The sequence below is a fragment of the Sphingobium limneticum genome (assembly GCF_008710165.1).
GTDB lineage: Bacteria > Pseudomonadota > Alphaproteobacteria > Sphingomonadales > Sphingomonadaceae > Sphingobium > Sphingobium limneticum.
This window is the reverse complement of record NZ_VYQA01000026.1, coordinates 1-26906: the sequence shown is the minus strand read 5'-3', so window position 1 is coordinate 26906 and position 26906 is coordinate 1. Positions and strand designations below refer to the sequence as shown.

23 protein-coding genes and 1 pseudogene are annotated in these 26906 nt (G+C 61.3%); 12 read left to right on the top strand and 12 right to left on the bottom strand.

Going from position 1 to position 26906, the window contains the following annotated elements; genetic code table 11:
• Nucleotides 1-98: 98 nt before the first annotated feature.
• The 3 genes and pseudogenes from F4U95_RS22010 to F4U95_RS22000 all read right to left on the bottom strand — a co-directional run bounded on the left by F4U95_RS22010 (nt 99) and on the right by F4U95_RS22000 (nt 1735).
• Nucleotides 99-452 (bottom strand): helix-turn-helix domain-containing protein, encoded by a 354-nt coding sequence (locus tag F4U95_RS22010; protein WP_161600431.1) that lies wholly within the window; start codon nt 450-452, stop codon nt 99-101.
• Between the two features lie 230 nt (nt 453-682).
• On the bottom strand, nt 683-1018 hold the full coding sequence (locus tag F4U95_RS25420) for a Fic/DOC family N-terminal domain-containing protein (RefSeq protein ID WP_281347247.1): 336 nt from the start codon (nt 1016-1018) through the stop codon (nt 683-685).
• A pseudogene (locus F4U95_RS22000) lies at nt 1002-1735 on the bottom strand (IS5 family transposase). Before F4U95_RS22000 ends, F4U95_RS25420 begins: the two are co-directional and overlap by 17 nt.
• Before the next feature lie 162 nt (nt 1736-1897).
• Between F4U95_RS22000 and F4U95_RS21995 the strand changes: the two are divergent.
• Nucleotides 1898-2104 carry a hypothetical protein gene (locus tag F4U95_RS21995; RefSeq protein ID WP_120252936.1) on the top strand — a complete coding sequence of 69 codons (207 nt, stop codon included), beginning with the start codon at nt 1898-1900 and terminating at the stop codon, nt 2102-2104.
• Between the two features lie 40 nt (nt 2105-2144).
• On the opposite strand, the gene F4U95_RS21990 is transcribed toward F4U95_RS21995, so the two are convergent.
• The gene (locus F4U95_RS21990; RefSeq protein WP_246171680.1) at nt 2145-2975 is read right to left on the bottom strand and encodes an MBL fold metallo-hydrolase; all 831 of its coding nucleotides are present in this window, start codon (nt 2973-2975) and stop codon (nt 2145-2147) included.
• A gap of 286 nt (nt 2976-3261) precedes the next feature.
• Nucleotides 3262-4017, bottom strand: coding sequence for an SDR family oxidoreductase (locus tag F4U95_RS21985; RefSeq protein WP_150426851.1), 756 nt, complete (start codon nt 4015-4017; stop codon nt 3262-3264).
• A 71-nt stretch (nt 4018-4088) separates the two neighbouring features.
• Between F4U95_RS21985 and F4U95_RS21980 the strand changes: the two genes are divergently transcribed.
• The gene (locus F4U95_RS21980) at nt 4089-4730 is read left to right on the top strand and encodes a TetR/AcrR family transcriptional regulator (protein ID WP_120252939.1); all 642 of its coding nucleotides are present in this window, start codon (nt 4089-4091) and stop codon (nt 4728-4730) included.
• A gap of 36 nt (nt 4731-4766) precedes the next feature.
• On the opposite strand, the gene F4U95_RS21975 is transcribed toward F4U95_RS21980, so the two are convergent.
• Entirely contained in the window at nt 4767-5228 is a 462-nt protein-coding gene (locus F4U95_RS21975) for a GNAT family N-acetyltransferase (RefSeq protein WP_120253531.1), read from the bottom strand.
• A gap of 54 nt (nt 5229-5282) precedes the next feature.
• Nucleotides 5283-5621, bottom strand: a complete 339-nt coding sequence (locus F4U95_RS21970) for a hypothetical protein (RefSeq protein ID WP_150426850.1) — start codon at nt 5619-5621, stop codon at nt 5283-5285.
• Nucleotides 5622-5753: 132 nt separating this feature from the next.
• Between F4U95_RS21970 and F4U95_RS21965 the strand changes: the two genes are divergently transcribed.
• Complete coding sequence (locus F4U95_RS21965; protein ID WP_120252941.1) at nt 5754-6113, top strand: hypothetical protein; 360 nt, start codon at nt 5754-5756, stop codon at nt 6111-6113.
• A 250-nt stretch (nt 6114-6363) separates the two neighbouring features.
• On the opposite strand, the gene F4U95_RS21960 is transcribed toward F4U95_RS21965, so the two are convergent.
• On the bottom strand, nt 6364-7944 hold the full coding sequence (locus F4U95_RS21960; RefSeq protein WP_150426849.1) for a prolyl oligopeptidase family serine peptidase: 1581 nt from the start codon (nt 7942-7944) through the stop codon (nt 6364-6366).
• A 482-nt stretch (nt 7945-8426) separates the two neighbouring features.
• On the opposite strand from F4U95_RS21960, the gene F4U95_RS21955 reads away from it, so the two are divergent.
• On the top strand, nt 8427-8876 hold the full coding sequence (locus tag F4U95_RS21955; protein WP_197716505.1) for an SDR family oxidoreductase: 450 nt from the start codon (nt 8427-8429) through the stop codon (nt 8874-8876).
• A 72-nt stretch (nt 8877-8948) separates the two neighbouring features.
• On the opposite strand, the gene F4U95_RS21950 is transcribed toward F4U95_RS21955, so the two are convergent.
• The 3 genes from F4U95_RS21950 to F4U95_RS21940 form a co-directional block, all read right to left on the bottom strand.
• On the bottom strand, nt 8949-10169 hold the full coding sequence (locus F4U95_RS21950) for a Ca2+-dependent phosphoinositide-specific phospholipase C (RefSeq protein ID WP_120252943.1): 1221 nt from the start codon (nt 10167-10169) through the stop codon (nt 8949-8951).
• A gap of 23 nt (nt 10170-10192) precedes the next feature.
• Nucleotides 10193-12472, bottom strand: a complete 2280-nt coding sequence (locus F4U95_RS21945; protein ID WP_120252944.1) for a TonB-dependent receptor — start codon at nt 12470-12472, stop codon at nt 10193-10195.
• 119 nt (nt 12473-12591) lie between these two features.
• Nucleotides 12592-13764 (bottom strand): TetR family transcriptional regulator, encoded by a 1173-nt coding sequence (locus F4U95_RS21940; RefSeq protein WP_150426848.1) that lies wholly within the window; start codon nt 13762-13764, stop codon nt 12592-12594.
• Nucleotides 13765-13801: 37 nt separating this feature from the next.
• On the opposite strand from F4U95_RS21940, the gene F4U95_RS21935 reads away from it, so the two are divergent.
• The gene (locus tag F4U95_RS21935) at nt 13802-15124 is read left to right on the top strand and encodes an MFS transporter (RefSeq protein ID WP_161600430.1); all 1323 of its coding nucleotides are present in this window, start codon (nt 13802-13804) and stop codon (nt 15122-15124) included.
• A 58-nt stretch (nt 15125-15182) separates the two neighbouring features.
• Here F4U95_RS21935 and F4U95_RS21930 read toward each other — a convergent pair whose 3' ends face one another.
• On the bottom strand, nt 15183-15911 hold the full coding sequence (locus F4U95_RS21930) for a FadR/GntR family transcriptional regulator (RefSeq protein ID WP_120252947.1): 729 nt from the start codon (nt 15909-15911) through the stop codon (nt 15183-15185).
• A gap of 197 nt (nt 15912-16108) precedes the next feature.
• On the opposite strand from F4U95_RS21930, the gene F4U95_RS21925 reads away from it, so the two are divergent.
• The 7 genes from F4U95_RS21925 (at nt 16109) to F4U95_RS24675 (ending at nt 26784) form a co-directional block, all read left to right on the top strand.
• Complete coding sequence (locus tag F4U95_RS21925) at nt 16109-18781, top strand: TonB-dependent receptor (RefSeq protein WP_120252948.1); 2673 nt, start codon at nt 16109-16111, stop codon at nt 18779-18781.
• Between the two features lie 23 nt (nt 18782-18804).
• Entirely contained in the window at nt 18805-20484 is a 1680-nt protein-coding gene (locus tag F4U95_RS21920) for a GH39 family glycosyl hydrolase (RefSeq protein WP_150426846.1), read from the top strand.
• Between the two features lie 18 nt (nt 20485-20502).
• The gene (locus F4U95_RS21915; RefSeq protein WP_232016211.1) at nt 20503-21768 is read left to right on the top strand and encodes an MFS transporter; all 1266 of its coding nucleotides are present in this window, start codon (nt 20503-20505) and stop codon (nt 21766-21768) included.
• Nucleotides 21765-22943, top strand: a complete 1179-nt coding sequence (locus tag F4U95_RS21910; protein WP_120252950.1) for an L-rhamnonate dehydratase — start codon at nt 21765-21767, stop codon at nt 22941-22943. Before F4U95_RS21915 ends, F4U95_RS21910 begins: the two co-directional genes overlap by 4 nt.
• Nucleotides 22940-23812, top strand: coding sequence for an NAD(P)-dependent oxidoreductase (locus F4U95_RS21905; RefSeq protein WP_120252951.1), 873 nt, complete (start codon nt 22940-22942; stop codon nt 23810-23812). The genes F4U95_RS21910 and F4U95_RS21905 overlap by 4 nt, the downstream gene beginning before the upstream one ends.
• A 41-nt stretch (nt 23813-23853) precedes the next feature.
• Nucleotides 23854-25431, top strand: coding sequence for an alpha-N-arabinofuranosidase (locus F4U95_RS21900; RefSeq protein ID WP_150426845.1), 1578 nt, complete (start codon nt 23854-23856; stop codon nt 25429-25431).
• An 816-nt stretch (nt 25432-26247) separates the two neighbouring features.
• Nucleotides 26248-26784 carry an energy transducer TonB gene (locus F4U95_RS24675; protein ID WP_161600429.1) on the top strand — a complete coding sequence of 179 codons (537 nt, stop codon included), beginning with the start codon at nt 26248-26250 and terminating at the stop codon, nt 26782-26784.
• Nucleotides 26785-26906 lie beyond the last annotated feature (122 nt).

Here is a 26906-nt window from a genome sequence, read left to right as displayed (position 1 = left end):
GGGGTCGGCCGACGAGTCGAGGAAGCGTAGGCCAAAAAAATCTCGGCCGCCCTGGCAGCATTGCGCCGCTTGGAAGCCGTTCTGATACAGCGCTTGGATCAATTGGCGAACCTGACCAGCGCGGAAACACCGGCACGGGCTGTCGACTCTCCATTGTAGATTTCAGCAAGGCGATCCAGCAGGGACTCGATCAGGCCTTCGCCGTTATCGGTCAGCGTAACCACTACGCCGCGACGATCGCGATAGGCCGTGTTTCGCCTGACAAGGCCAATTTCTTCCATCTCGGTGACTTTGCGACAAGCCGTCGAGAACGGGACATTGGCAAAGCTGCACAGGGACCAGAGATAGACGACCCGTCTCTCTCGTTCGGCAATATAGAGTTCCATGAGCATGTCCCATATTGGGTTGGCACAGTGGCGATAGCCCAAGGCATCGCCAAGTGCCTTGCGCATTGTCACCAGCTTCCGGCAGATTTCCATACGAGCGAACGAGCGATGGGGCACAGCATATCTCCCTATGCTTGAACGGCGCGGCGCGCGGCTCAACCTGCCGTTCGCGCGCGATTTGGCTTACAAAAGTCCCTGTCTACGGAAGCTCAGGCTGCCCTCTTGGGCGATCAGGATATGGTCAGCAGTCCGCCTAGTCGGCGCTGTTCATTGAAACCATGGTGAAGCGCATCGCGTTAGAGAGCCAATTCCTTTGTCGCAGGTGGTCCCGGATTTTCAGGAAAGGCGTTCATCTGGAATATCTCGTCCTGGGTGGTTACGATATTCTCGATTTCGGAGCTGGCCTTCGCTTCCTGAAGTGACAGTGTATCGATTAAAATTCCTTGGTTGGGAATTGTCCTGGCTCGGCCTTTCAGTTCGGCCAGATAGCGATGAGCGCGGGTTAGCGCCTTGAGAACCGCAGCTGTTTCGATCGCTCCGGGGGGAGGCAGATCGGGCAGGGCGTAGCTGGGTCGGAGCAAGTCGGTCGCCTTGAGTAAAGAAATCGTCTGATCCTTAGGCCGCGTGGACAAATTTGAGCCAGTATCTGACGGTGGCGATGTGCACCATGCCGAGGAAGCTGTTGGCCAGTTGATCGTAGCGGGTAGCGATGGCGCGGTTGATCTTGAGGTGACCGAACATCCGCTCGATGCGATTGCGCTGTTTATAAAGCGCACGGTCATGCTCGATCTTCACGCGGCGGTTTGATCTGCCGGGGATGACGGCCTCGATTTTCCGCACGGCAAGGTCGGCGCGGATGGCGTCGGCGTCATAGCCCTTGTCGGCGAGCAACGCGTCAGGTGCACGCTCGGGCAGGTCGATCAAATCCTCATAAGCTTTGCAGTCCGCCGCTTCGCCAACTGTCAGATGGAAAGCGAGCGGTCGTCCGAGGGCATCAGCCAGGCAGTGAAGCTTACGGGTGAACCCGCCCCGCGAGCGGCCAAGAGCGCGTCGATGAGTCCCCCTTTTCCGCCCGCTGCCGAGACGTGGGCGCGGACTGTGGTGCTGTCGATGCTGTAATGGCCGTTGTCCGCCATGATCTCGGCCAGCGTTACCGCCACGGTCTCCCATACCCCAGCTTCGCTCCATCGCCGGAATCGACGATAGATCGTGTTCCAACTGCCGTATTTGGGCGGGACGTCACGCCACGGAGCACCGCATCGAAGCCGCCAGAGGATGCCGTTGATGATGAAGCGGTTCTGCTCGGGACGCCTGCCTCGGCCACGGTTCTCGGGCTCGATTGGCAGCAAGCCCTTCAGAATACGCCATTCCCCCTCGGTGAGATCGCCTCTGCACAAGCCTGCCTCCAAAAAGCAGCCTTGAATCAAGCGATATGCTCCACGTCAATCATCTCAACGCAAGTGGTTGTCGAAGCCGGCTGACATTGCAATCATGTCCGCCTGGAGGATTCGATGGCTTTGGTGGAAGTGCTTGAGGGCGAGGATTTGGAAAAGCTGCTGTTCGTGGCTGAGTTCGACTTCCTGCCGCGTGTTGGCGAACACCTTGCCCGAGATATAGATGGCTATTTTCGCTATTATCACATCGTCAAAATCTGGCACCGGCAAGACGCAACGGACGGCGTGTTTCGGGCATGTCTGCTCGTCACGCTCGACGATTGATGATCCCGAATTTGTCCACGTCGCCTAGTCTCGATCCGAATTAGCCAAACTCCTTTGTCTCAGCAGGGCGCATCGCGACGAACTTGCCCGCTTCGATACCGCGCGCCTTCATGCCGGCCGCAAGCCGCAGAGCGGGATCTTCCCAGTGTTCGTCCGTCAGCTTGAACGTACCCCAATGCATGCCGATGGCAGCCTGTGCGTCAAGGTCGACCATGATCTGGATAGCGTCTTCGGGATCGGTATGCTGCGCCGCCATGAACCAGCGGGGATCATAGGCGCCGATGGGAAGAAGGGCGAGATCGACCGGCCCGAAACGCGCCCGCAGATCGCGAAAGATCGCGCCCGTACCATAGCCTGTGTCCCCGGCGAAATAGACCAGCCTGCCACCGGCTCGCACCATGAAGCCACCCCACAAGGCCATGCGTCGGTCCCGCGGCCCGCGAGAGGACCAGTGTAGCGCGGGAACGATATGGGCCTGTGCACCCTCTGCTATCTCGAAGCGGTCGAACCAGTCGCCCGTCTCGACACGGGCATTTGGAATATGCCGATGAATGATGCTGTCATTGCCCAGAGGCGTGATGATCCTGGGATCATGCCGTGCGTGCAGCGCCCGAAGCGTCGCGATGTCGAGATGATCATAATGATTGTGGGACAACAGGATCGCATCGATCGGCGGCAGGTCGTCCATCGCTATGCCCGGGGCGGTCACGCGGCGCGGACCGGCAAAGGCGATAGGGCTGGCGCGGTTGGACCAGACCGGATCCGTCAGGATGTTGAGCCCGCCGGTCTGGATCAGCACGGAGGCGTGGCCGACCATGGTGATCCGCAACCCCTCGACCCTGGCGGCTGGCACGATGGGGGATACCGGCACATGTTTCGGCCATGGCGTTTTGGGTGCCGTGCGATACCAGCGAAATATCTCACGCAGGGACCGATCCGTTTCCGGCTCACCCTCCACGTTTTGAAATCGATGCCCGTCGAAATGGGAGGTGACGGGGCCGTGATAGTAGCGATTGTTCGATGACATTATGGCCAATACCAGATTTGGGTGCGGTCGATGCCCGCTACGCCGATGATATAGTGGGCACCCGGAGCGGTTGAAGGGCTAGGTCACCATCGGCGCATTACAAGGAAAACTCCGCCGCTGATCGCCGTCGTTACCTACCCACCGCCCAAGCGATCGCATCTTCGCCGGCTGGCAGGACCGTGGGGCAATTCGGATCGGTCGCCGCGCGGAAGATGGCCTCTGCCACGTCCTGTGCGCTAGTGACCGGACCGGCCTCGGCGCTTTGCATCATGGCCATCGTCTGTTTCGCAAATTCGGCATAGGGGGCGGGAAAGCCGCCAGCCTCCATGATATGCCCCTGGGCCGTGGAGGCAAAGCTGGTCGATGGCGCCATGCCCGGCACGACCACACGGGCCTTGATACCGAATTGCGCAAGTTCAAGCGCCGCCGACTCCGTCAGTGCGGTCATGGCGGCCTTGCTCGCGCGATAGACTGACAGCAGGGGTAATGGCTTGTAGGTCGAACTGGAACTGATGTTCACGATCGTCCCTGCACGCCGCTCACGCATGCCGGGCAGAACTGCCTGCATCATCGCGATGGTGCCGAAAAGATTGGCTTCGAAGATGCCCCGCACCGTTTCCATGGGCGTGCCCTCAATAGCGTTCAGCCAGCCGATGCCGGCATTGTTGACGAGGACGTCGATGGGGCCGGCCTCGGCAACGGCCGCAGCGACGCTTTCGGCAACCGTCACGTCGAGCGGCAATATCCGCATCCGATCCGAAATCGGCAGGCTGCTGGCAGCGGGATTGCGCATGGTCGCAATGACGTTCCAGCCGCCTTCCAGGAAATGAAGCGCGGTATCGCGGCCGAAGCCGGTCGAACAGCCGGTGATGAGAACGCTACTCATGGTGAAACTCCTTGCGAGGCATCGTTGAGGTCGCCAAGATATGAATAATCCTTCAGTTTTGGAATTCGCATATGAACCGGCCCGCCCCATCGCTTCTCAAGCCCCGCAAAGCGCCGCAACAGGCGCGCTCTACCGCAACGATCGAGGCGATACATATCGCCACCATTCAGGTTTTGCTGGCCGATGGCGTTGGGCGGCTCACGACCACGCGCGTGGCTGAGCGGGCGGGCGTGTCGGTCGGCACGATGTATCAATATTATCCGCACAAACAGGCACTGTTGTTCGCGCTGGTCGAGCGCCAGTTCGATCTGATCGAAAGCGCAATGCGGGACGCTTCCGATCGCCTCATGGGCTGTAATCTGGAGGCGATTGCCAAAGGGCTGGCCATGGCCTGGCTGGATGCCAAGATGGCAGACGTTGTCGCCTCTCGCGCCATCTATGGCATCGCTGCCGAATTCGATCTTTCGGAGCTGATGAGCAGGGCAGCGCGATGCATGACGCAGATGATCGAGGGTCTGCTTGCCGATGCGCCCGGCACCGACTTTGCCGATCGAAGATCAGTCGCCTTCATGCTGGCGGCTTTGCTCGGAGGCTCGGTGCGTGTGGTTATGGAAGCAGAGGCGTCTGAAGAGAATTTTGCATGTCTGCGCCGTGAACTGCCGAAGGCATGTCACGCTTACCTCACCGCAACCAATCGGAGCGTTGTGCGATAAAGGCACCATCGGCTCCAGTGCAATGAAAATTGGCCCCTAAGCGAGCGACAGGTCGAGCCTGAAAAACTGGTTGTGGAGGCTCGGCCGATAATCGGCAAATGCGTCGCACGACAGGAATCCCGCGCTGCGATAAAGCGCGATAGCCGGCGCATGGAGCGTCGCTGTGCCCGTTTCCAGGCTGAGCCAGCGATAGCCGCGCTTTCGGGCCTCGGCTATAATGTGCCTGAGCATCGCTCGGCCCACTCCCGTTCCGCGCGCTGCGGGAGCCGCGCGCATTGACTTGACTTCACCATGCTCGGGATCGAGCTCCTTCATCGCGCCGAAGCCTGCAAGAACATCGTTGTTCCATGCGGTCCAGAATGTGACGCCGGGCACGGACAGGCCAGATGCATCAAGCGCGAAGGCATGTTGCGCCATCACCTCTTGAAGCTCGCGCAGATGATGCGTCAGCAACTCGGTGACATGGGCTCCCTTCGGATCATCCTGTCTGATTTCCATCACGCGCCCTTTCGCTTCCATACGGCTGCCGAGCCGGCTGCCCCATCACCGCAATCAGCGTTGCTTTTTTACGATAGTCGCCGTGAAGTCCGGATCCTTGTTTGCGACCCAGTCGACGAATTTGCGAATATTCGGATTTTCCAGCAGGCCAGCCACGACCATGCCGTGGCGCTGCAACTCGGAATTGGTGAAATTGGTGATCAGCGTCTGCTGGCAGATGGAGTGCATCGGCACGACATCGCGACCGCCACGGCTCTTGGGTATGGGGTGATGCCAAACGATGGCCTTGCCGGTCGGGCGGCCGCATAGCCAGCAGGCCACCGGTTCTTCTGAAGCTTGGTCTTCCTGCGGAAGATGATCATAGGGATCGTGTTTCGAACGTTTGCGGGCCATAAATCGATTTAACTGCCTTGATTTCGGTTCGGCTATAGCGATGCGATCGCCGCTGTCATATTGGCAAGTTAATAAACCGGCCCCTTGTCGAAAATCGGGCTCCTTATAAAAAAATCGAGACGGAAAACAGCAATGACAAACGCATTGAAACCATGGGATGGCGAACGAGTCCGCACATGGCTGGAACGCCGGTTCGAGGTATCCCGGCTGGATCAGGCTGCGGCGGACCGGCGCGGCTATGAGGCGCGGGACGATTATGACAAGGCTGCTGCCGAAGAGTGGGTTTGCCGCATGCTCAAGGCTGCCGATTGCACGAACGAACAGGCCGCGTTCGCCGGACGCCTTAAAGAACTGATCGGCCAAGACGAATATCCGGCGACGAGCATCCATGACGATGTCCGGTTCGAACGGCATGTTCGCAGCCACCTCAGGAAGCTCGTCAAGATGACGAAGGGAAATGAGGGGTTCGAGAAGATGCTACACCATCAGTGAAAATGATGAAGCATTGCCTTGTAAATCAATGATTGTTAATTGTGATAAATGTTCAATATTATCATGATTAGCGCAGAGAATTTACGAGATTTATAAATTTAAAATTAGATGTCTATTGGTTTTGTAAAATAAGCGTGCGAATTTTCTCTTCCAATCGATCGGCAAGCGATGATCGAACGGGAGCGCCGGTTCGCAATTTTCGCCAGCTATTGTACGGTCTTTAGCATATGATCGAGAACCATCGGATCGATCACACGCATGGCACGACGTGGACGTCGTTGAAGCTGTTCTGCTTGAGCTTCATCCGGCCCTGTTCGAACCAGGGCGTGCCAAATTCGCCCCCGCCGCGAAAATGGCCAAGCACGACTACGCCCCCTGCCTCGATCCAGGCCGCCCATTGGGTGCCCAGCCAGCCGGGCGCCATGGCGAGGTTGAAACCGCCATAGCCGGTGATCACGGACGGCTGCGGCGTGGACAGGTCTAGGTCGGCGCGGGCGACGACATGATAGATGACGCGTGCGCCATCCGCGCTGCGGCAGTCGAGATCCAGCACTTGCGCGTCGAGCCGATATTTCGGTTCCGTCAGTCGTGTGACTTCACGGGTGGCGAGGTTGGCGGTGCAGAGCGCGGCAGCCCGGTCGAAGGTCGAAAAGACGAAGACTATTTCGCCATCTGCTGCGCGGACGATCGGGTCGATCATTGTGGGCAGCACGGCGTTCGGGCCGAAGGCATTGACCATCCCGCGTCCGGGTAGTGCAATTTCGCCTTCGATGCGGCCATCTCCGCCGATCGTGCGCAGGCGGGAATAGGTGTCGATCCAGTCGAGCAGGACGGCGCGCCCGCCAGTCACGGCGACAAAGGCGAGCACATCGTCGGACGCCGGGACGAGTTCTGTCCAGCTGTCCCGCTGCGTCGGCCTGGCGAGCGGGATCGACACCAACCGTCCGCGCGGCGCGCCGTCGTCGGTGATGGCGACGAAATTATCGCCGAGTATGTCGCCGCGGAAGATGCCCGGAACGTCTTTCAGAAAGGGTTGCCACCCATCCTCGCCCTGCGTGTCCAGGATGAAGGCGGGGCAGGGGGCAAGATGGTCGGCCATCAGGATGATGTGCCGCTTATCTGCGGCCAGCACCGGGCGTATGACCGGGTGGCCTGGCTTCACATCCTCCGGCGTCACGGCCGATGGGTTGTCGAGATACAGGCGATGGAGGGGCGGTTCACCAGCGATGGAGGCATCGAGCGCCGCATAGATGAAGCCGTCGCTGTCGGGCAGCCAGGCAAAGTTGATCGGTTTTTTGTGCGGAATGCCATCGACCAGGATCGCGCCGGTATCGATGTCCAGCACACGGAGCGCAGGTTCTTCGCGACCGCCCGCCGTCCAGGTGAAGATGATCTTCCTGCCGTCTGGCGATGGGCTGAGACTCGAGAGGCTGAGCGGCTCGTCGGTCCGCATCGCATTGAGATCGATCAATCGGCGGCCCGGCTCGGTTGGACCGGCGCAAACCTCTACCACGGTCAGATCCTGGCCTTCGGGCACATGGCGCCTGAACCAGCGTCCACCCGCGAAGGTGGGGGCGATGACGTCGTCCGTTTCGCCGATGGTGCGCACGCGGTCGGCGAAGTCGCCCAGGGTGGGAAGGGCGTCGAGATAATTTTGGGTCAGATCGTCTTGCGCGCTTTGCCACGCGATGACGGCGGGATCATCGTCTTCTTCCAGCCAGCGATAGGGATCGTCATAAGCCAATTCCCCGAAGCTGACGCGCTCGGGGCGGATGTCGCTTTGGGGATAGTCCAGGCGCGATGGGTGCAGCCCGGCGAGAATATCGGTCATCGATTACGATCCTGTTCGTCAATGATGTGGGTGATCGGATGTCGGCTACGGCGCGATCGGCAGCCCATTTTTTCAGACTGTCATTCAGCACCGGAAAGGGCAGCGCCCTTCGTTCGAGAATGGCGTCGGCCGCTGCGCTATCGGCCTCGACCGGGGCGACCGGCGCTACATGGATCGCACATTATAGCCGCGTGCCAGACCTGCCCGAACATGTCGTCGAGTGATGGGTTTGCGCCCTGGATCGCCATTCTATGCTCCTGCCTGATGAAAATTCAGAGAGAGGATCAGTAGCCAGGGTTTGTTTCGGCAGCTTAGTCGAGCATGCGAAACTGTTAGGAAACCGTCGAAAAGCATCGACGCTCAGCTGAGTGCGCGCTCCGTCCGACCGCCTTCCAGCCAATGCAATGGAGGGAGCAGATCGCCGCTGAATGAATATAATTCATCTCCGATGAAAAAGTGCCGTTTGCTCCTGTAACAAGCACCTGTTTAATCCGGCCTTCCTCTACGATGCGCGCCCAAGGGCGCGCCGTGCGGCACTGCCGTTCCTCAAGCAGTCCAGCGCGGCGTCGATCGTCCTGATCTCCAGCGTGTCAGGTCGCGAAGTGGACATGTTCGCCGAACCCTATGGCGTTCTGAAGGCCGCCCTGATCCATTATGGCAAGACGCTCTCGGTGCGTCATGCGCCTGATGGCATCCGCGTCAACAGTGTGTCGCCGGGCAACGTCTATTTCGCCGATGGTGTATGGGGAGAGATCGAACGCGAGACACCGGAGCTGTTTGCCGAATGTCTGGCACGCAATCCGCTGGGACGGATGGCGACGCCGGCCGAGGTTGCGCAAGCGGTGTTGTTTGTCGCCAGTCCGGCAGCCAGCTTCATCACCGGGACGAACCTTCTGATCGATGGCGGCTTGACGCAGGGCGTGCAGTTCTAACGGACGCATCATCTTCGCAAGAGCCGATACTATTGTATCGGCTCTTGCTTTGGTTGCCGGATAGAGGTCGCTTTATTGGGGCGCTGCACAGCGCGCGGTGAGCGCATTGCATCGCCAGCCCTTGACGAAGGGCGCCAAGTGATAACCATTGGCGTATATATTAGGCGCGGTCAGATAGTCGGTTGAAATGATCTGCGCGCCGCTGGCCAATGCCGCATCCCGGCGAGTGCCGTCATTCCGACGTGCATCTGCCGTATCGATGTCGGCGCGGGTCCGGACCAGATAGCCCTTTTGCACGGCGGCGCGAATGTCGGCGGCCCGTGTCCGCGCATTGTCGAACAACATGAAGGCCGTATGCGCCATGCCGGCCTTGCCCTGAACGAAGGCCATGCGCCCCTGTAATGAAGGCCGTCCGTCGAGATAAGGGGCGAAGGCAGGCAGATTCATGCCCGGCACCAGATAGAGGAACAGGAACTTGCCGCGAGCCTGCGCGACGGTAGGCCAGCGTTTGGCGAGTACCGCGGCCTCCAGTGTCGGCATGTCGTCCCGCAGATCGTCAGGCGTAAAGACCTTGTCCCGGCCCAATATCGTGCGGATGCTGTCATCCACTTCCTCGAAGGCAGCCTTGTCGAAGGGCGACACGACCGCAGCGCCCGGAATGACCTTGTCCAATCCCGACAATTTCGGTTCCAGCAGGATGAAGACCGGGCTGTGGTTCGGTTCCGAATCCGACCATTGTTTCAGGATCGTCAGGCAGGATTTGAGCGTCGGGCACTGGCTGCGAAAATCGAGGTCCGCGACATGGAAGACCTTCATGCCCGGCTTGGCCATTTCTTCGCGATAGATGGGCGCCAGATCGGTCGCGCCCTGTTCGCGCAACTGCCGATACGGCAACGGATCGGCATAGGCGCCGCCCTTGGGATCGGGCTGCATGTCGATCTCCACGCTACGCACACCACTGCGCAACTGCGCCTGAAGCGGCATTTGCACATAATCGAGCGTCTTGGCCATGTCGGTTATGCCGCCGGGATGTTCGTCCTGCATCGCGGCGGCCTTGTCGGGCGACAGGGTCTTGACCATCGACTGCATCAGCGAGGCGAGGCGAGGCGCCATCAGGGTCATGACGCGCGGGTCGGCGGGCATGGCGTAGCTGTTATGGGTGCCGACGACCTGGATCTGGTTGATCCGCAGGGAGTCTTCGGCCGACGCGGCGACAGGGTGCGGGGCCTGCGCCACCGCCACGCCCGCAAGGAGCGCAGCGGCAGCCAGGCTACCGATGATGGACATTTTCATGATGCGTGTCTCCGGTCCGACGATCAGAAGCTGACGTTGACGAAGCCGCCGACCGTGCGGCGGGCATTGGGCGAGGTATAGTGGAGCAGGCCAAGTGCACCGTAATTCTGCCAGCCGGTCGAAAAATAGGTGTCGAACAGGTTGCGCGCATAGACGCCGAACTCGACCTTCTTGCTGGGCAGCGCAAAGGTCAGGCGGGTGTTGACCAGCCCATAGCTCGGTACGTTGGAATAAGCGGGCTGGCCCACGACGGTCCAATATTCGCTGCGATAGGCATAGTCGGCATGGGCGCGCACGCCGAAGCCGGAGTCGAACGCGGTTTCATAGTCTATCGCCGCCGTGCCGGACCATTTGGGGGAGTTGGTCAGGCGCGATCCGGTATAGTCGGTCGTGGCATTATAGACATAGTCGGTGAACTTGGCATCGGTATAGCTGAGTGCGCCCGACAGGGTCAGGCCGCGAACCGGCTGCACCGCGACATTGCCTTCCACGCCCTGCGTCCGCAGGCCGCCGGCATTGCCGATCACCGTCGCGTCCAGCAGGCCGCCATTGCCGTCCGGGATCTTGGTCAGGATCGTCGCCTGGAAATCCTTGAAGTCGGACCGGAAGATATCGAGGTTCACACGCAAGCGGCGACCGAACCATTCGGACTTGATGCCCGCTTCCCACGCCTTGACCGTTTCGTCGCGATAGGGCGCATATTTGTTGCCGACAAACGCGATGCCGGCCGGTTTGTAACCGGTCGAATAGCTCGCATAGAGCATCACATTGTCGGTGACCTGGAACTGCGGGGCGATGCGGTAGGAGAAGTTATTGCCCGAAACCTTGCCATAGTCGATGGCGGGCGCGGCGCTCGAACCGACGAAGATCGGGGTGTAGCCCGCGATCGGCACCGGATCGACCGTGATGAAGTCCAGTCCCTGCGAATTATTGTCATGGGTGTAGCGGCCGCCCAGCGTCAGGCTGAGGCGATCCGAGATGTTGAACTTCAACTGGCCGAAGGCGGCCATCGTCTCGTTCTGTGCATCGAAGCGCGAGGCATTGGCGTTCACCCCGATCGCGCCGGTCAGCGCGAACAGCGTCCGGGCCGGCACGCCATTGGTATAAAGCGGGGTACCCAGCGTACCCCATTGCAATTGCACCTGACGGGCGCGCAGATCATTGTAGAAACCGCCGACCAGCCACTCGACGAACCCGCCGGTGGGGGAGGCGAGGTGGACTTCCTGGCTGACCTTCTCGGTATCCAGATAGCCGTTGTTGAACGGAATATAGGCGTAGCGATCGACGGGCACCAGGCTGGCGGGCGTCGCATTGTCATAGCGGGTCCGGCGATAGGCCGTGATCGACGTCAGGTCGAGATCGCCCAGCTTCGCATTCAGGCGCAGCGAGGTGCCCCATTCCTCGGTGGTGATCTGGCCGAAGGAGGAGTCGGCCGTGTCGGCGCTTTCCGGGCCTGGGAAGACGCCCAGTTCTTTGAGGATCGCGGTGACGGCGGCGGGCTGACCCGATACCGGCGTACGGACGCTGCTGTCCCAATGATAGGCATAGTCGCCCGACAGCATCAGGTTGAAGCTGTCCGACGGTTCCAGATAGAGCTTGGCGCGGCCGCCATATTCATGCTGCGATCCGACCTTGCGGTTCAGCGTCACGTTACGGCCGAAGCCATCGAACGCCTGATCGAACCCCGACACGCGCAACGCCGCGATCGGCCCCAAAGGGATGTTCACCGTGCCATTCAGAATACGCTCTTCATGCTCGCCGAAGCTGGCGCTGGCCTTTGCCGACGTGTCGCCGATCTTGGGCTTGCCGGTCGTCACCGCGATGACGCCCGATGTGGCGTTCTTGCCGAACAACGTGCCCTGTGGTCCCATCAGCACGTCGACGCGCTCGATATCGACCAATCCGGTCAGGCCGTTGGCGCGCTGGCCATCCATCACGACATCGTCGACGACGACGCTGACGGATTTGGCATTGGAAAAGTCGAACGACGTGCTGCCGACGCCGCGGATCTGGAAGGCGGCACCCTGCGTCGGGTCATATTGCACGCCCGGCATGGTATATTGAAGGTCGGTAACGGAGGTATAGCCGGTCTTGGCCAGCGTCTCGCCGCTGATCGACTGGATCGCCAACGGCACCTTCTGGCTGCTTTCAGCGCGCCGCTCTGCCGTCACCACGATTTCCGTGAGGCCCGTGTCGTCCGCAGCTTCCTGTGCATAGGCGATTCCCGCGCCGACCGGCGCAGCGGCGCCCATCAGCATCGTGGAAATCAGGTAAAAGCGGCGCTTTCCCTTGAGAATCGACATGATTGTTGTTCCGTCCCTGTGAATGTCGGGCCGGCCCTAGAAGGAGTTGGTGACGGTTTTAAGACGATCGTTCGGCTATTTATTCCCAAAAAAAAGGCATTGTAAAACGGTTGTACCGTTCAGCTGAACAGTTTCATGGCTTCGGGTGCCGATGGTGGCGCTTCTCCTATGGCCAACATGCGCAGGCCGTTGCCGATGAGCGCCATGACCATCGCCTGCACACGTGCGCGGTCGGATCCGGGGACGATATCCAGCCATTGCGCAATCTGGACATGCACATTTTCCGCGCGTCGCCGCCGCATGTCGATCGCAAAGGGGATGAGGTCGGGGTTCCACAACGCCGTCAACGCGCTGTCATGGGTCAGGCGGATCACATCGCCGCTGCCGGGCGCCACGGCATTGGATGCGCGTATATCGGCGCGCATCCGCCGATAGATCGCCTCTACCCCGGCGAACAGAATGTCCCGCTGGGTCGGATAATGGTGCGCCACGCTGGATGCGGCCATGGCGCAGGCCTGGCCGACGACGCGGTGCGAAAGCGCGCCCACGCCCTGCGCGATGATCACGTCGGCGATATGTTCGGCAATGACGGCCTTTGCGCCCCCGGGTGTTTCGGCCGCCTTGCCGAGCGCGGCGGCAGCCGGCACCGCCAGCCGATCGACCAGTTGCATATGCCATCTGTTCCGATCGTCCGGGATCGGTGGGCTGTCGTCGCGCAACAGGGCGCGCACCGTGGAATGGCGCAACAGCCGATAATCGACATTATCGGCCAGCAGCAGCGAAAAGGGCTGCTCATCCAGGCAATAGCGCGCGACCCTGCGGCTCAGGGCTTGCGGGTCTGGCGCGGCGTGCAGCAGGTCGTTCCAGAGTTGTTCGCCATGGTCGAGCAAGACCTTCACGTCCGGTATCGCTTGGGGGTCGCGACTGGCGAGGAGCGCAAGTTCGCAGGTCACGATCGCCGACGTCCGCCTTTCGGCCAGATCCAGCCATTCGCAGATCAGGTCGGGCAGGATGTGCGCCGCGACCGGATCGACACCGACGAACCGTTGCTGCCAGCTTTGTGCGACCGCGCAGAGCAGTTCGATTTCCCGTGCCACGATCGCGCTGACCAACGCCGCGCGGTCGCCGATACGGTAGCTGATCGAACCTACCGATATGCTTGCCTGATCGGCAACGGTGCGCAGGCTCATACCGGACAATCCCCGCTGGGCGATCACGGTTCGTGCGGCATCCAGAATGGCTGCATTGCCTTCAAGGCTGCGAGTGGGGCTTCGATCGAGAGAACGGGTCATGCGCCATTGCATATCGCCTGGTGGCGAACAGTCCAGCATGACAGGTCGTCGCGGTCAGATTGTCGCCAGCCTGTCATGCATCGCGCCTATCGGGCCGGACGTGACCCAACGCCGCCTGCTCCCGATCATCTTCGGCATGACCCATGCGGGCAAGAGCCTGCTCTGGGCGGGCGCGGACGCCTTCACCCTGTTCATCCTCATCAAGGTGCTGGACATTCCGCCGGTCATGGCGGGCACCTTGTTCGTCTTATCCTCCTTTTGGAATGCGATGGTCGATGGCATCTGGGGGCATATCGTCAATCGCCGCATGGCAATCCGCGCGATGTTACCGGGCGTGTGCGGTCTGGCGGCTGGACTGGGCTGCCTTTCCTTTGCCATTCTGCCCTGGTTGCCGGCCGGGATCATGCCCGGGACGATTTTTGCCCTGTTCCTGTTCAGAACGACCTTCTCGCTCATCGACGTGCCCCATAATGCCACTGCGGCTGCGCTCGCCAATATCCATGGTCACTTGTCCGTTGCCCGGTGGCGCTCGATCCTGAGCGCGCTGACCGCGATCATGGTGGCGGCCGCTGCTTTGCCGATGACCGGCGCGGCAACCATGGTGCCGCACATGGCGCGCATGATATTCCCGGCCATTGCCCTCATGGCCTGCCTGTTGCTTGCGCCGCTGCCCTGGCTGATCCGCATGACGCGTCAGGCGACACCCGTTTCCCGCGCCGGGCGCTTGGACCGCGCCAAGAGGGTGCCGATGCGCGGACTTGGCCTGTTCTGCCTCTCCCAGATGCTCGGTTTCGCAGCGCTGGCCTGCATGGGAAAGGCGATGCTGCACACAGGCGCGCTGGAAGGTTGGCTGTTGGATTATGCCCTTTTGATCCTTACGATCGTCCGGCTGGCAGCCGTCGGCCTGTGGTCGCCGATCGCCGCGCATATCGGGTCGGCAAAGGCGCTCAGCCTGGCCTATATATGCAGCGCGCTTTCAGCCATCACTCTTCCCGCAGCGATCGGCCAAGGCGGATTGAGCGCGGCAATCATCCTCGGCCTGCTGGGATTGTCCCTGGGCGGCGTGATCCTGCTGGCCTGGTCCAGTTTTTCCGAACAACTGCCCCGTTGGGGGATGGCGGACGATCCGGCCGCCGCCGTCCGGGCCTATGGTTGGTTCACGGCGACAGCCAAGGTCGGTCTGGGCTTTTCCGGCCTGTTCACCGGTGCCTGGCTGGGTCAGGTCGGTGGTGGCTCGATCTGGGCGTTGTGGCTACTTGTCATGCCCATCGCCCTATTATGCGTCGCAAGCGCCTCGATGGCCTGGTGCGGTTGGCGTTTTAGGATGCCTTTGGCTTCGCATCGCCTCGAACCGGCCTGAATTGGTAAGTGCGACGCGTGATGGCTAAATCTAGTATGAGAAATTAATCCGCTGCTGCTTATAACATGCCTGCATCGGTCGATGCGTTGCGGATCAACGCCAACATCTTCAGCCGGGCTTCCTCACCTTCGCCGCGCATGATCGCGTCGAATACGGCGTCATGGTCAGGCATGGGATCGCGCGATTCCTTGCGCTCGTCGCGCGCGAACCGGGTGGTCCAGGCGACTACGGCCGTGACGGACGTGGCTAGCGTGATGAGCGATTCGTTGCGTGTCGCGTGCAGGATCAGGCGATGGAAACTTTGATCCGCCGCACGGCCTTCGGCGGTTTGCAGGCCGAAACGGCGCATTTCCTCCAGGGCATGGCCCATGCGGGAAATATCCTGCCCATCGCGGCGCAAGGCTGCGAACTGCGCGGCAGCGGGTTCCACCACGATACGCAGCTCGAAGATGTCGCGCAGAAATTCGGCCGTCGGTCCGGCCTCGAACATCCAGGCGAGTACGTCCAGATCCAGCATGTTCCACCGCAGCCTGTCGGTAATGCGGGTGCCGCTCTTGGTCCGGCTATAGACCAGCCCCTTGGCCGACAGGACGCGGACAGCCTCGCGATAGGCGGTGCGCGACACGCCCTGTTCGGCGCTATAACGCTCTTCGCCTGGCAATATGTCGCCCGGCTGATAGCGCCCGCCGACGATCGCTACGCCCAGATCGTGGGCGATGCGGTCATGCACCGCCCGCTGTGTCGTGCTGGAAGGGCGGGAAAGCGGGTGATCGTCTGCTTGCGTCATGCTGCCTTCGTCAGCCTTGCCGTCCCAGCCGTCAAGGCTGATCCTGTCAAAATGCCATAATTGGTATGAGGAAAATTGGCATTTCCAGATGTAATCTGATTACTCCGTCAAATTATGGCTTGAATCCGTTTTGAACACGCGTCATCTAGTACGAGAAATAAAAATGACTCGGAGGGGATGCCATAATGAAAAGCGGAATGAAGCTGTCCATCTCGTTGTTCGCGCTGCTGGCTGCGCAATCGGCCTTTGCCCAAGCAGGCGAAGATCAAGGCGCCAAGGATGTGAGCAATGGCGACATCATCGTCACCGGCATGCGCGCCAGTCTGTCGTCGGCGCAGAATATCAAGCGCAACGCTCAGCAACTGGTCGACTCTGTCGTGGCCGAGGATATCGGCAAGCTGCCCGACAATAATGTGGTGGAGGCATTGCAGCGGGTACCCGGCATTCAGGTGTCGCCCCGTGCCCGCGGCGAATCCGCCACCGTGTTGATCCGCGGCCTTCCAGACGTGGTAACCTTGGTCAACGGGCGCAATATCTTCAGCACCACCGGCCGCTCGCTCTCGCTGGCGGACGTGCCGGCCGATCTCGTCGCGGGGGTGGACGTCTACAAATCCCGCTCGGCCGATCAGCTGGAAGGTGGCATCGCCGGCCTCATCAACGTCCGCACCCGCCGCCCTTTCGATTTCAAGGGCTTCGAATTCGCGCTAGCGGGCCGCGAAGTCTATAGTGAGCAGCCGGACAAGATCGACCCCTATGCCAGCGCGCTGATCAGCAACCGCTGGTCGACCGGCATCGGTGAGATCGGGGCGCTGGTCAGCGTCTCCTACCACAAGACCCGCTACCGCGACGAAACCATCTATAGCGGCGGCTATTTCGGCTATAATCTCGATAATAGCCGCGCGCCTTACACGCCCGGCGTTCCGCTGGACCCGCGCGGCACCAATCCGACCGACCCCAAGGTGTTCAGGACCGACGTCATCGGCGCTTTCGACCGGATTGGCACGCGCACTCGTCCGGCGGTCAACGCCACGCTGCAATGGGCGCCCGACGATCGGCTCACCATCCACGCCGACGGCCTGTTCTACGGCTATCGCGAACGCGGCAACAGCAATCAGAATTTCACGTCGATGAACGGCACTCTGCTCTCGCCGCTGGTCTTCGTGGACGATACCAAGCTGGTCCAGTCGCTCAGCATCGCCAATGGCCGCGTCGCCAATTTCGGTGGCGCTTACCAGAATAAGGCCGATCGCTGGCAAGGCGCGCTGGGCGCCGACTGGGCGAGCGGCGATTGGAAGGCGTCCACCGAATTTTCCTATACCCGGTCGAAAGCCACCGATGCCGGCAATAATCTGGACGTGGATTTCATTGCCTCGCGCACCGACGCAGTGTTCAACGATGGATCGGGCGCCCCGCATTTCACCCTGCCCAATGACGACATGGCCGATCCGTCGCGCTATTATCTCTCGCGCCTGTCCACCACCCGCACGATCGGCGATGGCAAGGAACTGGCCTGGCGCGGCGACTTGTCCTGGCGCGCGCCCTTCCTCATCTTCTCCGGGCTCGACGCCGGCGTGCGCCTCAGTAAACGCGATGCCAAATCGGACAGCTTCACCCAGACGATCAATTGCGCCGCGACCGGCGCAGTCAAATGCTACAGCATCAAGGCCGCGAGCCTACCCGGCCTGATGACGGTAACGCCTGGCGACTTCTACAGCGGTACGCGCGAATATGTGCGCCAATGGGCAACGCCGACCACCGATTATCTGCTGAACAATATCGGCTCGCTGCGTCAATTGTTCGGCCTCGCGCCCGGCGACCCGGCCTTTCAGGACACGCAGCATTTCGATATCGAAGAGAAGAATTACGCCGGCTATGGCCAGGCCAATGTCGAAATCGGCCGGCTGGATGGTCAGATCGGCGTACGCGTCATCCGCACCGACATCACCTCCAACGCTTTTCTTGTCCTGCGCGGCGCGACATCGCCTGTTTCCATCCGGAACAAGAGCACGGATATCCTCCCCAGCCTGGCGCTGCGCTACAAGCTGAAGGACAATCTCTTCCTGCGCTTCGCCGCCAGCAAGACGATCACCCGGCCCAGCTTCGCCCAGCTTAATCCGGCTCTCACCCTGACCCCACCTGTACCGGGGCAACAGCCTTTCGGTCGCGGCTCCAGCGGCAACGCCGATCTGAAGCCGGTGCGATCGGACAATTACGACCTGTCGCTCGAATGGTATATCGACCGATCCAGTTCGATCACCGCGACGATCTTCCGCCGGGACGTCACCGGCTTCATCCAGTCCGTCACCAGCAATTTCGACATCGACTATCTGGGCGCGGACAATGGCGTCTATCAGATCACCAGGCCGGAAAATTCCGGGTCGGGCAAGTTGCAGGGCATTGAGGGCGGCTTCACCTTCTTCCCCAAGGAGCTGCCGACATGGCTGGATGGCATCGGCATCAGCGCCAACGGCACCTATATCGACGGAAAGAACAAGGCGCTCTCGCCACTGCCCGGCGTCACCGGCTATATGGACATTCCGTTCCAGAATGTGTCCAAATATTCCGCGACCGGCACGTTCATTTATGAAAAGGGCGGCTTCTCCGCCCGCGCCTCCTATGTCTGGCGCGACACCTATAATGCCGGGCTGCATTTTACCGGCGTCAATCCCAACTTCATCACCAATGGGCAGATCAGCAATCTTGACCTGTCCGTCTCTTATGAGATCAATCCCAACTTCACCATCGTCGCCGACGCGACCAACATATTGAAGAATCTCTACCAGACCTCGTTCAACGACCCAGGCCTCTACCCGCGCGATACCGTTCTCTACACGCGCACGTTCGCCGTCGGGTTCCGGGCGAAGATCTAATGTTCCTATCGAGAGGATACCATATGACGATTTCGAGGGTGATCGCTTCACTGTCCGTGCTGATGGCGCTGCCATTAGGCGCTGAAGCGCAGGACGCAAAGCAGGTCGCGATCGGCGTGGACGCAGCCAAGGCGGTGGGCAAACTGCCGCCGGTCTGGCGCTTCTTCGGTGCGGACGAGCCCAATTATGCGACGATGAAGGACGGCCGCAAATTGCTCGTGGAACTGGGCGAACTGAAGAAGGGCCAGGTCTATTTCCGCGCTCACAACCTGCTGAGCAGTGGGGATGGCACCGCCGCCTTCAAATGGGGCAGCACCAACGCCTATACCGAAACCAAGGACGGCAAGCCGGTCTATAACTGGGCTATCGTCGATGGCATCCTCGACGCCTATCTGGCGGAGGGCATCCGTCCCTATCTCCAGATCGGCTTCACCCCCGAAGCGATGGCCAATGCCACGGCGGGTACACCTTATCGCCATAGCTGGCGCCCCGGCTTCGCCTATAATCTGATCGCCACCGGCTGGACCTATCCGCCCAAGGATTATGAAAAATGGGCGGAGCTGATCCATCAATGGACGCTCCACAATATCGAACGCTATGGCCGGGCCGAAGTCGAAAAATGGTATTTCGAGGTCTGGAACGAGCCGAACTCGCCCTTCTACTGGACCGCCAGTCCGGAAGAATTCTACAAGCTGCATGATTATGCCATCGCCGCCGTGCGCAAGGCGTTGCCGACCGCGCGCGTCGGTGGACCGGACGTCGCCGGGCCGGGCGGCACCTTCATGGACGGCTTCCTGAAGCACGTTTCCTCCGGCAAAAATTATGCGACCGGCCAGACCGGTACGCCGACCGATTTCCTGTCCTTCCACGCCAAGGGCAAGCCGACCTTCGTCGACGGTCATGTCCGCATGGGCATCGCCACCCATCTGCGCGAAACCGATGGCGGCTTTACCAAAGTCCTGTCGATCCCCTCGCTCGCAAGCAAGCCGGTCGTGATCGGTGAAAGCGACCCCGAGGGCTGCGCCGCCTGTCCGGGGCCGGCCAACGCCTACCGCAACGGCACCATGTATAGCAGCTACACCGCCGCCAGCTTCGCGCGCATCTGGGAACTGGCCGAAAAGCGGAAGGTCAATCTGGAAGGTGTCGTGTCCTGGTCTTTCGAATTTGAGGACCAGCCCTGGTTCGCAGGCTATCGTCAGCTATCGACCAACGGCGTCGATCTGCCGGTGCTGAACGTTTTCCGCTTGTTCGCGCAATTGGGCGAAACGAAGCTGGCGACCACGAACACTGCGCAGGTGCCGCTCGACACGCTGATGAAGAATGGCGTGCAGGGGGATGCCGATATCGGCTCCATCGCCACCCGCACCGCCGATGGCAAGGTCGCACTGCTCGTCTGGCATTATCATGACGACGACGTCGCCGGGCCGGATGCCCAGATCAAGCTCAGCCTGAACGGCATCAAGGGCAAGCCTGCACAGGCCAAGCTGTGGCGGGTCGATGGCGATCATGCCAACGCCTTTAGCGCCTGGAAAAAAATGGGTTCGCCCCAATCGCCCGATCAGGACCAATATAAGCAGCTGGAAGCCGCATCGGTCATGCACGCGGAAACCCTGTCGATAGCGACAGGCCAGCGCGGCGGCGCCAGCATCGACCTGCGCCTGCCGCGTCAGGGCGTCGCCCTGATCGTCCTCGACGGTCAGTAAGGGCAAAAAATGGAGGCCATGACATCGGCAGGGGCGCGGCTTTACGCGGGGCGCTGGGCGATCGCGGCGATGATCACCGTCGCCATCGCCATCAGCTATCTCGATCGCCAGACCCTGCCCTGGGCGATCAAATATATTGAGGCCGACATCCCGATCGGCAACCAGACCAAGGCCTTCCTCGATTCCGCATTCCTCGCCACCTATGGCCTCATGTATCTGGGTGGCGGCTGGCTGCTGGATCGGGTGGGCACCCGGCGTGGTTTTCTGGCCATCATGATCTTCTGGTCGCTCGCCTGCGCCAGCCATGGCGTGGCGGGCGGCATCGCCGCGCTGGTGGTCAGCCGACTCCTGTTGGGCGTGGGGGAGGGCGGCGGCTTTCCGGCGGCCACCCGCGCCATTGCCGAATGGTTCCCGCCGCAGCGCCGCGCCGCCGCCATGGGCCTTGTCAATGCCGGGACGGCGGTGGGCGCAGTCATCGCGCCGCCGCTGATCGCGGGCATCCTTGCCTATGGTCACTGGTTCGACCTGGCCAGCTGGCGCTGGGTCTTCTTCATCACCGGCGGGTTCGGCCTGCTCTGGGCGCTCTGGTGGTTCCTGACCTATCGCACGCCCCCGCATGAACAGGCCCATGGCGAAGCGGATGCAGGACCGGCTCCGACCATCGCCATGCTCCTGTCCCGCCGCGAAGTGCGCGGCCTTGTCGCCGCCAAGTTCATGAGCGACGGGGCCTGGTATTTCTACCTCTTCTGGCTGCCCAAATATCTGTTCGAAGCGCATGGCTTCGACCTGAAACAGGCCGCGACCATCGGCTGGATACCCTATGCCGCATCGGGCGTGGGCAGCCTGTGCGGCGGTTGGCTTTCCAGCCGACTGCTCTCCACCGGCCGATCCGTCGACGCCGCGCGCAAGATTGCGCTGGGTTTGAGCGCTGCCTGCATGCCTTGGGTCATGCTCGCACCGTCGGCGGCTTCGGTCGCAGCGGTCATTACGATCTTCAGCCTCGCCTTCTTCGGGCAGCAAAGCTGGTCCACCCTCGTGATGACCCTGCCGACCGACCTTGCCCCGCGGAGCGCGCTCGGCCGTCTGGCTGGCCTCGTCGGCCTTGGCGGCGCGTTCGGCGGCATCGTCATGGGGCAGGCGGCAGGCTGGGCGCTCGACGCCGGGCTTGGCTACACGCCGGTACTGACGCTGGCCGCGACGCTGCACCTGATCGCCTTCGGGCTGATCTGCCTTTGCATCCCCCGCATTTCACAACTCACCTTCATTCGAAAGGCCGTTCCTTGAAAATCACCGAAATCCGCACCCGCGTCGTTCAGTGGGAAGGCGAAACCGTACCGCTGCCGCCGCATTTCTGCACCAATCCCATGGATCTGGTGTCGCCGATGCTGTCGCCCGAAACAATGGGCACCTTCACCTTTCACGGCTGGCTGATCGTCGAAATCTTCACCGACGCCGGGCTGGTCGGCATCGGCAATGCCGCGCTGGCGCCTCTCGTCACCAAACAGCTCATCGACCAGTATCTCAGCCCCCTGCTGATCGGTCAGGACCCTTGGGATAGCGAGTTTCTGTGGCAGCATATGTACCGCAAGACGATGGCCTTCGGGCGCAAGGGCGTGGCGCTGGTCGCCATCTCCGCGCTCGACATCGCGATCTGGGACCTGATGGGGAAGGCCGCGAAACAGCCCGTCTTCCGCCTGCTGGGCGGCCGGACCAAGGCGAAGATCCCGGTCTATGCCAGCCGCCTCTATTCGATCCCGCTGGACGAACTGGCGCAGGAAGCCGCCGCCTACAAGGCGCAGGGTTATAAGGCGATGAAACTGCGTTTTGGCTGGGGGCCGATCGACGGCGCGGCGGGCATGGCCCGCAATGTCGAACTGATCCGCACCGTGCGCGAAACCGTGGGTGACGAAATCGACATCATGGCCGACGCCTATATGGGCTGGAGCCTCGACTATGCCAAACGCATGATGCGCCTGATCGAACCGTTCAACCTGCGCTGGCTGGAAGAAGCGATCATCCCTGACGACATTAACGGCTATCATGAGCTGCGCCGGTTCGGCACCACGCCGATCGCGGCGGGCGAGCATGAATTTACCAGCTATGGCTTCCGCCAGATGATAGAGGCGAAATCGCTCGACTATTTCCAGTTCGACACCAACCGCGTCGGCGGCATCACCGCCGCCCGGAAAATTCAGTCGCTGGCCGAAGCCTATTCCATTCCCGTCGTCCCCCATGCCGGGCAAATGCACAATTACCATGTCGTCATGGCCAGCCTGAACAGCCCCATCGCCGAATATTTCCCGATGGTCGATGTGGAAGTCGGCAACGAACTTTTCTGGTACATCTTCAAGGGCGAACCGCAGGCGGTAGACGGCCATATCGATCTGGACGACAATCTGCCCGGACTGGGCCTCGAAATCGACGAGGCCGCTCTCTCTCGCTTCAAGGTGATCGGATGACGAACAGGAAAATAGCGGTTCTGGGCCTTGGCCTGATGGGCGGCGGCATGGCGCGCCAGTTGCTGGCGGCCGGGTTCGACGTGACGGTATGGAACCGCAGCACGGACAAGGCGACGGCGTTGGGGCAAGCGGGCGCACGGATCGCCGCGACCCCCGCTGATGCCGCGACGGGCGCGGACGTCGTCGTTGCCATGCTGGCGGACGACGACGTGTCGCGCAACGTCTGGACCGGCGAAAACGGCGCGCTGGCGGCGATGGCGCCCGGCGCGATCGCGATCGAATCCAGCACCCTGACCGGCGACTGGGTGTTTGACCTTGCGCGGCAGGCCGCCGCGCAGGGCGTCGGCTTTCTGGAAGCGCCCGTCACCGGCAGTCGCGATCAGGCAGCGCAGGGAACGCTGCGCTTTCTGGTCGGCGGCGAAGCGGACAGCATCGCCACCGCCCGTCCGGCCTTCGACGCGATGGGCAGCGCGCTGGTCCATCTCGGCCCGGTCGGCAGCGCGGCGACGGTGAAGCTCGCCAATAATTTCCTGTGCGGCGTGCAGGCCGCCAGCCTTGCCGAGGCCATCGCCCTGTTCGAAAAACATGGCCTCGACGTCGAACAGGCCGTCTCCATCCTGTTCGACGGGGCGCCTGCCAGCCCGATGGTGAAGGGCGTTGGCCGCCGCATGCTCGACCGCGACTATGCGCCCCATTTCCTCGTGCCGCTGATGGCGAAGGATCTGGGCTATGCGGCGCAGGCGCTGTCGGACGTGGGCATCCGCCCATCCATTGCGCAGGCGGCGCGGCAACGCTTCCTGGATGCGGACGGCGCGGGGGAGGGGCAACGCGATATCGCCGCGATCGTCGAACCACTCAGAAAAGTCTGAAAATTCAATATTATAGATAAATATCAAAGGGATAGGGTGATATGGAAAAGCGCATAATACTGTCCATCTCGTTGTTCGCGGCGACCCTCCTGTCGCCGCTATCCCCTGTCGCTGCGCAGGACAGCGTTCCTGCCGCAACCGCGTTGATGGCGAGCGCCACGCTGCACGCGGACAAACCCGGCGCGACGATCGACCGCCGCATCTTCAGCCAGTTCGCCGAACATCTGGGCTATGGCATCTATGGCGGCCTGTGGGTCGGGCCGGGGTCGAAAATCCCCAACACGCGTGGCTATCGCAACGATGTGGTGGCCGCGCTCAAGGCGCTGGCCGTGCCGCTGGTGCGCTGGCCCGGCGGCTGTTTCGCCGACGAATATCACTGGCGCGAAGGGATCGGCCCGCGCAACCAGCGCCCGACCAAGATCAACACCCATTGGGGCGGCGTGACCGAACCCAACAGTTTTGGCACCCATGAATTTATGGACTTTGCCGAATTGATCGGGGCGGAAGCCTATGTGTCGGGCAATGTGGGCAACGGCACGCCGGCGGAAATGGCCGAATGGGTCGAATATATGACCGCCCCGGCCGGCACGCTGGCGGACGAGCGGGCGAAGAACGGCCGCAAGCAACCGTGGAAGCTGCCCTATGTCGGCATCGGCAACGAACTCTGGGGTTGCGGCGGCAATATGCGCGCTGAATATGCCGCCGACGTCACCCGCCGCTATGCGACCTTCGTCAAGTCGCCACGCGGCACCAAAATCCTAAAGATCGCGAGCGGCGCCAATAGCCGCGACTATGACTGGACCGATGTGATGATGCGCGTCGCGGGCAAGTCCATCGACGGCGTCGGCCTGCATTATTACACCCATCCCACTCGCGGGAAGGTGAAGGGATCTGCCACCGATTTCACCGAAACCGACTATGCCCGCACCCTTGTCAGCACGATGGTCATGGAAGAGCTGCTGGCAAAGCATGGCGCGATCATGGATAAATATGACCCGGAAAAACGGGTCAATCTGGCGGTCGACGAATGGGGCATCTGGACCGATGTGGAACCGGGCACCAATCCGGGTTTCCTCTATCAGCAGAACAGCATGCGCGACGCGATCATCGCCGCGCTCAACATCAACCTGTTCGCCCGTCACGCCGACCGGGTGCGCATGACCAACATCGCCCAGATGATCAACGTCCTTCAGGCTATGATCTTGACGAAGGATGATAAAATGGTGCTGACCCCGACCTATCACGTGTTCGAAATGTATAAGCCATTTCAGGACGCGACCTTCCTGCCGCTGGACCTGAAATCCCCCTGGTATAACAAGGATCAATGGACCGTCCCGGCGGTCAGCGCAGCGGCGGCGCGGAGCAAGGCGGGGCAGGTATATATTTCCCTGACCAACACCGATCCCAACCGATCTGCGACCGTGACGGCTAAACTCGAAGGTGTGCAAGCCGCCAGCGTGGATGGACGTATTCTCACAGCGCCCGATATCCAGTCGCATAATGATTTCGGGTCGCCGGACGTCGTGCGCCCAGTGGCGTTTGGCGGCGCGACAGTTTCGCCCGATGGCCTATCGGTAACCTTGCCGCCGCATAGCGTGGTAGTCCTCGCGCTGCATTGAAGGGGAGGGCCTAGTGCACAGCCGCAACGGCAGTGGATTTCGCTCGCCACGATTGATGAAAGCGATGCCGACAGGCGCGGGAAATGCGCCACAAATAATCTTCACGATGCGGTGGACCATGGCCACTGTCATAGCGTGTCATGGTCTACCCAGCAGATTTTGAAGGTTTGAACAGAAAAATTGTTTGTGCGGGCAAGCGGATACGGAGCCGGCGGACAAAATGACGTGGACGCTTCGATCCGATCGGGTGAAGAGGCCATGGATCGCTCCACTACTGGCCGATAGGCTACACAAACCCGCTTTCGGTGGAACCAGTCTCAGGCAGATAGCCGCATGGCCAGTAGCATGCTGGGGCACATTTGATGCGGCGAAAGTGGCGGCGGCGATGGGTATGACCGCGGGCTTCGCTCTCTTTTGGCTGCATGTCCGGCCGGATTGGCCGTTGGCAGCCGGTGTCGCCGCCATCCTGCTGCTATGGCTGAGCTGGATCGTGCGCCGGCCCGAGCCGAGAAAAGGGCAATGAGCCGACATATCGGCCATTCCGCGCGGCAAAGAGAATATGGCACGGACCGACGGCCAGAGCCATGGCCCGCGTCCCCGAGATGTGTGACGAGCCAATCGCCCACGCGATATTGCGATCAGCCGCTGGACTGGCGAACGCGCCTGTCTGGTGTGTCCGGCATTGCCTTGATCCTCCTCTGCATAGGATGCGCAACGCTGGTCACTCGGCACGATCTCGCGCCTAACAGGCCCCCGCCAGTTCCTGCTCTATTTCGTCTGGAAAGCCTTAAAGCGCCTGCGGAACCTCCCAAAGAGGTGCCGGACGGCGCCCGCAAGGTCGAACAGCGCCAACAGGCCCCCACGGAAAAAACGCAGGTCGAAATCCCGCCGATGCTTCTCCCGCGGCAAGCGCAGCCGGTAGAACCTGCTAGGAAATCATCCGAATCCGCGCAAGCCAAGGAAGCGGTTCTCGAAACCTCCGCTCCCAAGTCGTTGCCGGCTCCCCCGGCACCGCAAGCCTCGACCGACAGGAAAGCGAGTTGGGAGGATATCCTTCTGGCCCATCTCGAAAAACATCGCCGCTATCCTGCCGCAGCGCGTGCGTCAGGTCGCCAAGGCGTGGCTCAAGTCCTTTTCCGTATGAACCGGGCAGGCCAACTGCTTTCTCTGCGGGTGCTCAATTCGTCCGGTTCAAGCATATTGGACCGCGCCGCACTCGATACGGTGCGCTGTGCGCAACCATTGCCCCCTATTCCGGACGATCGCCCGGACAGGATGGAAATTGTCGTCCCAATCGAATTTTTCATCGATAATGTCGGGATGAGGAGGGTCGCGTCCGTCAATGTGGTGTAAAATCGGGTGTGGCCACTGGGCTGCATTTTCAGGCGGCCTTGGGTGTAATCTGTAGCGGCTGTGCCTCCTCGATCATTGGTGTGGCAAGGGCGGCCATGCCCTCGATCTGCATGTAGCGGTGC

Bases quoted from the DNA above. Each gene is read 5' to 3' on its own strand.
- F4U95_RS21980 (WP_120252939.1), top strand. From the start codon at position 4,089: ATGAACCGGCCCGCCCCATCGCTTCTCAAGCCCCGCAAAGCGCCGCAA.
- F4U95_RS21945 (WP_120252944.1), bottom strand. From the start codon at position 12,472: ATGTCGATTCTCAAGGGAAAGCGCCGCTTTTACCTGATTTCCACGATG.
- F4U95_RS21975 (WP_120253531.1), bottom strand. From the start codon at position 5,228: ATGGAAATCAGACAGGATGATCCGAAGGGAGCCCATGTCACCGAGTTG.
- F4U95_RS21900 (WP_150426845.1), top strand. From the start codon at position 23,854: ATGGAAAAGCGCATAATACTGTCCATCTCGTTGTTCGCGGCGACCCTC.
- F4U95_RS21930 (WP_120252947.1), bottom strand. From the start codon at position 15,911: ATGACGCAAGCAGACGATCACCCGCTTTCCCGCCCTTCCAGCACGACA.
- F4U95_RS21965 (WP_120252941.1), top strand. From the start codon at position 5,754: ATGACAAACGCATTGAAACCATGGGATGGCGAACGAGTCCGCACATGG.
- F4U95_RS21995 (WP_120252936.1), top strand. From the start codon at position 1,898: ATGGCTTTGGTGGAAGTGCTTGAGGGCGAGGATTTGGAAAAGCTGCTG.
- F4U95_RS21950 (WP_120252943.1), bottom strand. From the start codon at position 10,169: ATGAAAATGTCCATCATCGGTAGCCTGGCTGCCGCTGCGCTCCTTGCG.
- F4U95_RS21985 (WP_150426851.1), bottom strand. From the start codon at position 4,017: ATGAGTAGCGTTCTCATCACCGGCTGTTCGACCGGCTTCGGCCGCGAT.
- F4U95_RS21920 (WP_150426846.1), top strand. From the start codon at position 18,805: ATGACGATTTCGAGGGTGATCGCTTCACTGTCCGTGCTGATGGCGCTG.
- F4U95_RS21940 (WP_150426848.1), bottom strand. From the start codon at position 13,764: ATGACCCGTTCTCTCGATCGAAGCCCCACTCGCAGCCTTGAAGGCAAT.
- F4U95_RS21960 (WP_150426849.1), bottom strand. From the start codon at position 7,944: ATGACCGATATTCTCGCCGGGCTGCACCCATCGCGCCTGGACTATCCC.
- F4U95_RS21970 (WP_150426850.1), bottom strand. From the start codon at position 5,621: ATGGCCCGCAAACGTTCGAAACACGATCCCTATGATCATCTTCCGCAG.
- F4U95_RS21905 (WP_120252951.1), top strand. From the start codon at position 22,940: ATGACGAACAGGAAAATAGCGGTTCTGGGCCTTGGCCTGATGGGCGGC.
- F4U95_RS21935 (WP_161600430.1), top strand. From the start codon at position 13,802: ATGACAGGTCGTCGCGGTCAGATTGTCGCCAGCCTGTCATGCATCGCG.
- F4U95_RS22010 (WP_161600431.1), bottom strand. From the start codon at position 452: ATGCGCAAGGCACTTGGCGATGCCTTGGGCTATCGCCACTGTGCCAAC.
- F4U95_RS21915 (WP_232016211.1), top strand. From the start codon at position 20,503: ATGACATCGGCAGGGGCGCGGCTTTACGCGGGGCGCTGGGCGATCGCG.
- F4U95_RS21925 (WP_120252948.1), top strand. From the start codon at position 16,109: ATGAAGCTGTCCATCTCGTTGTTCGCGCTGCTGGCTGCGCAATCGGCC.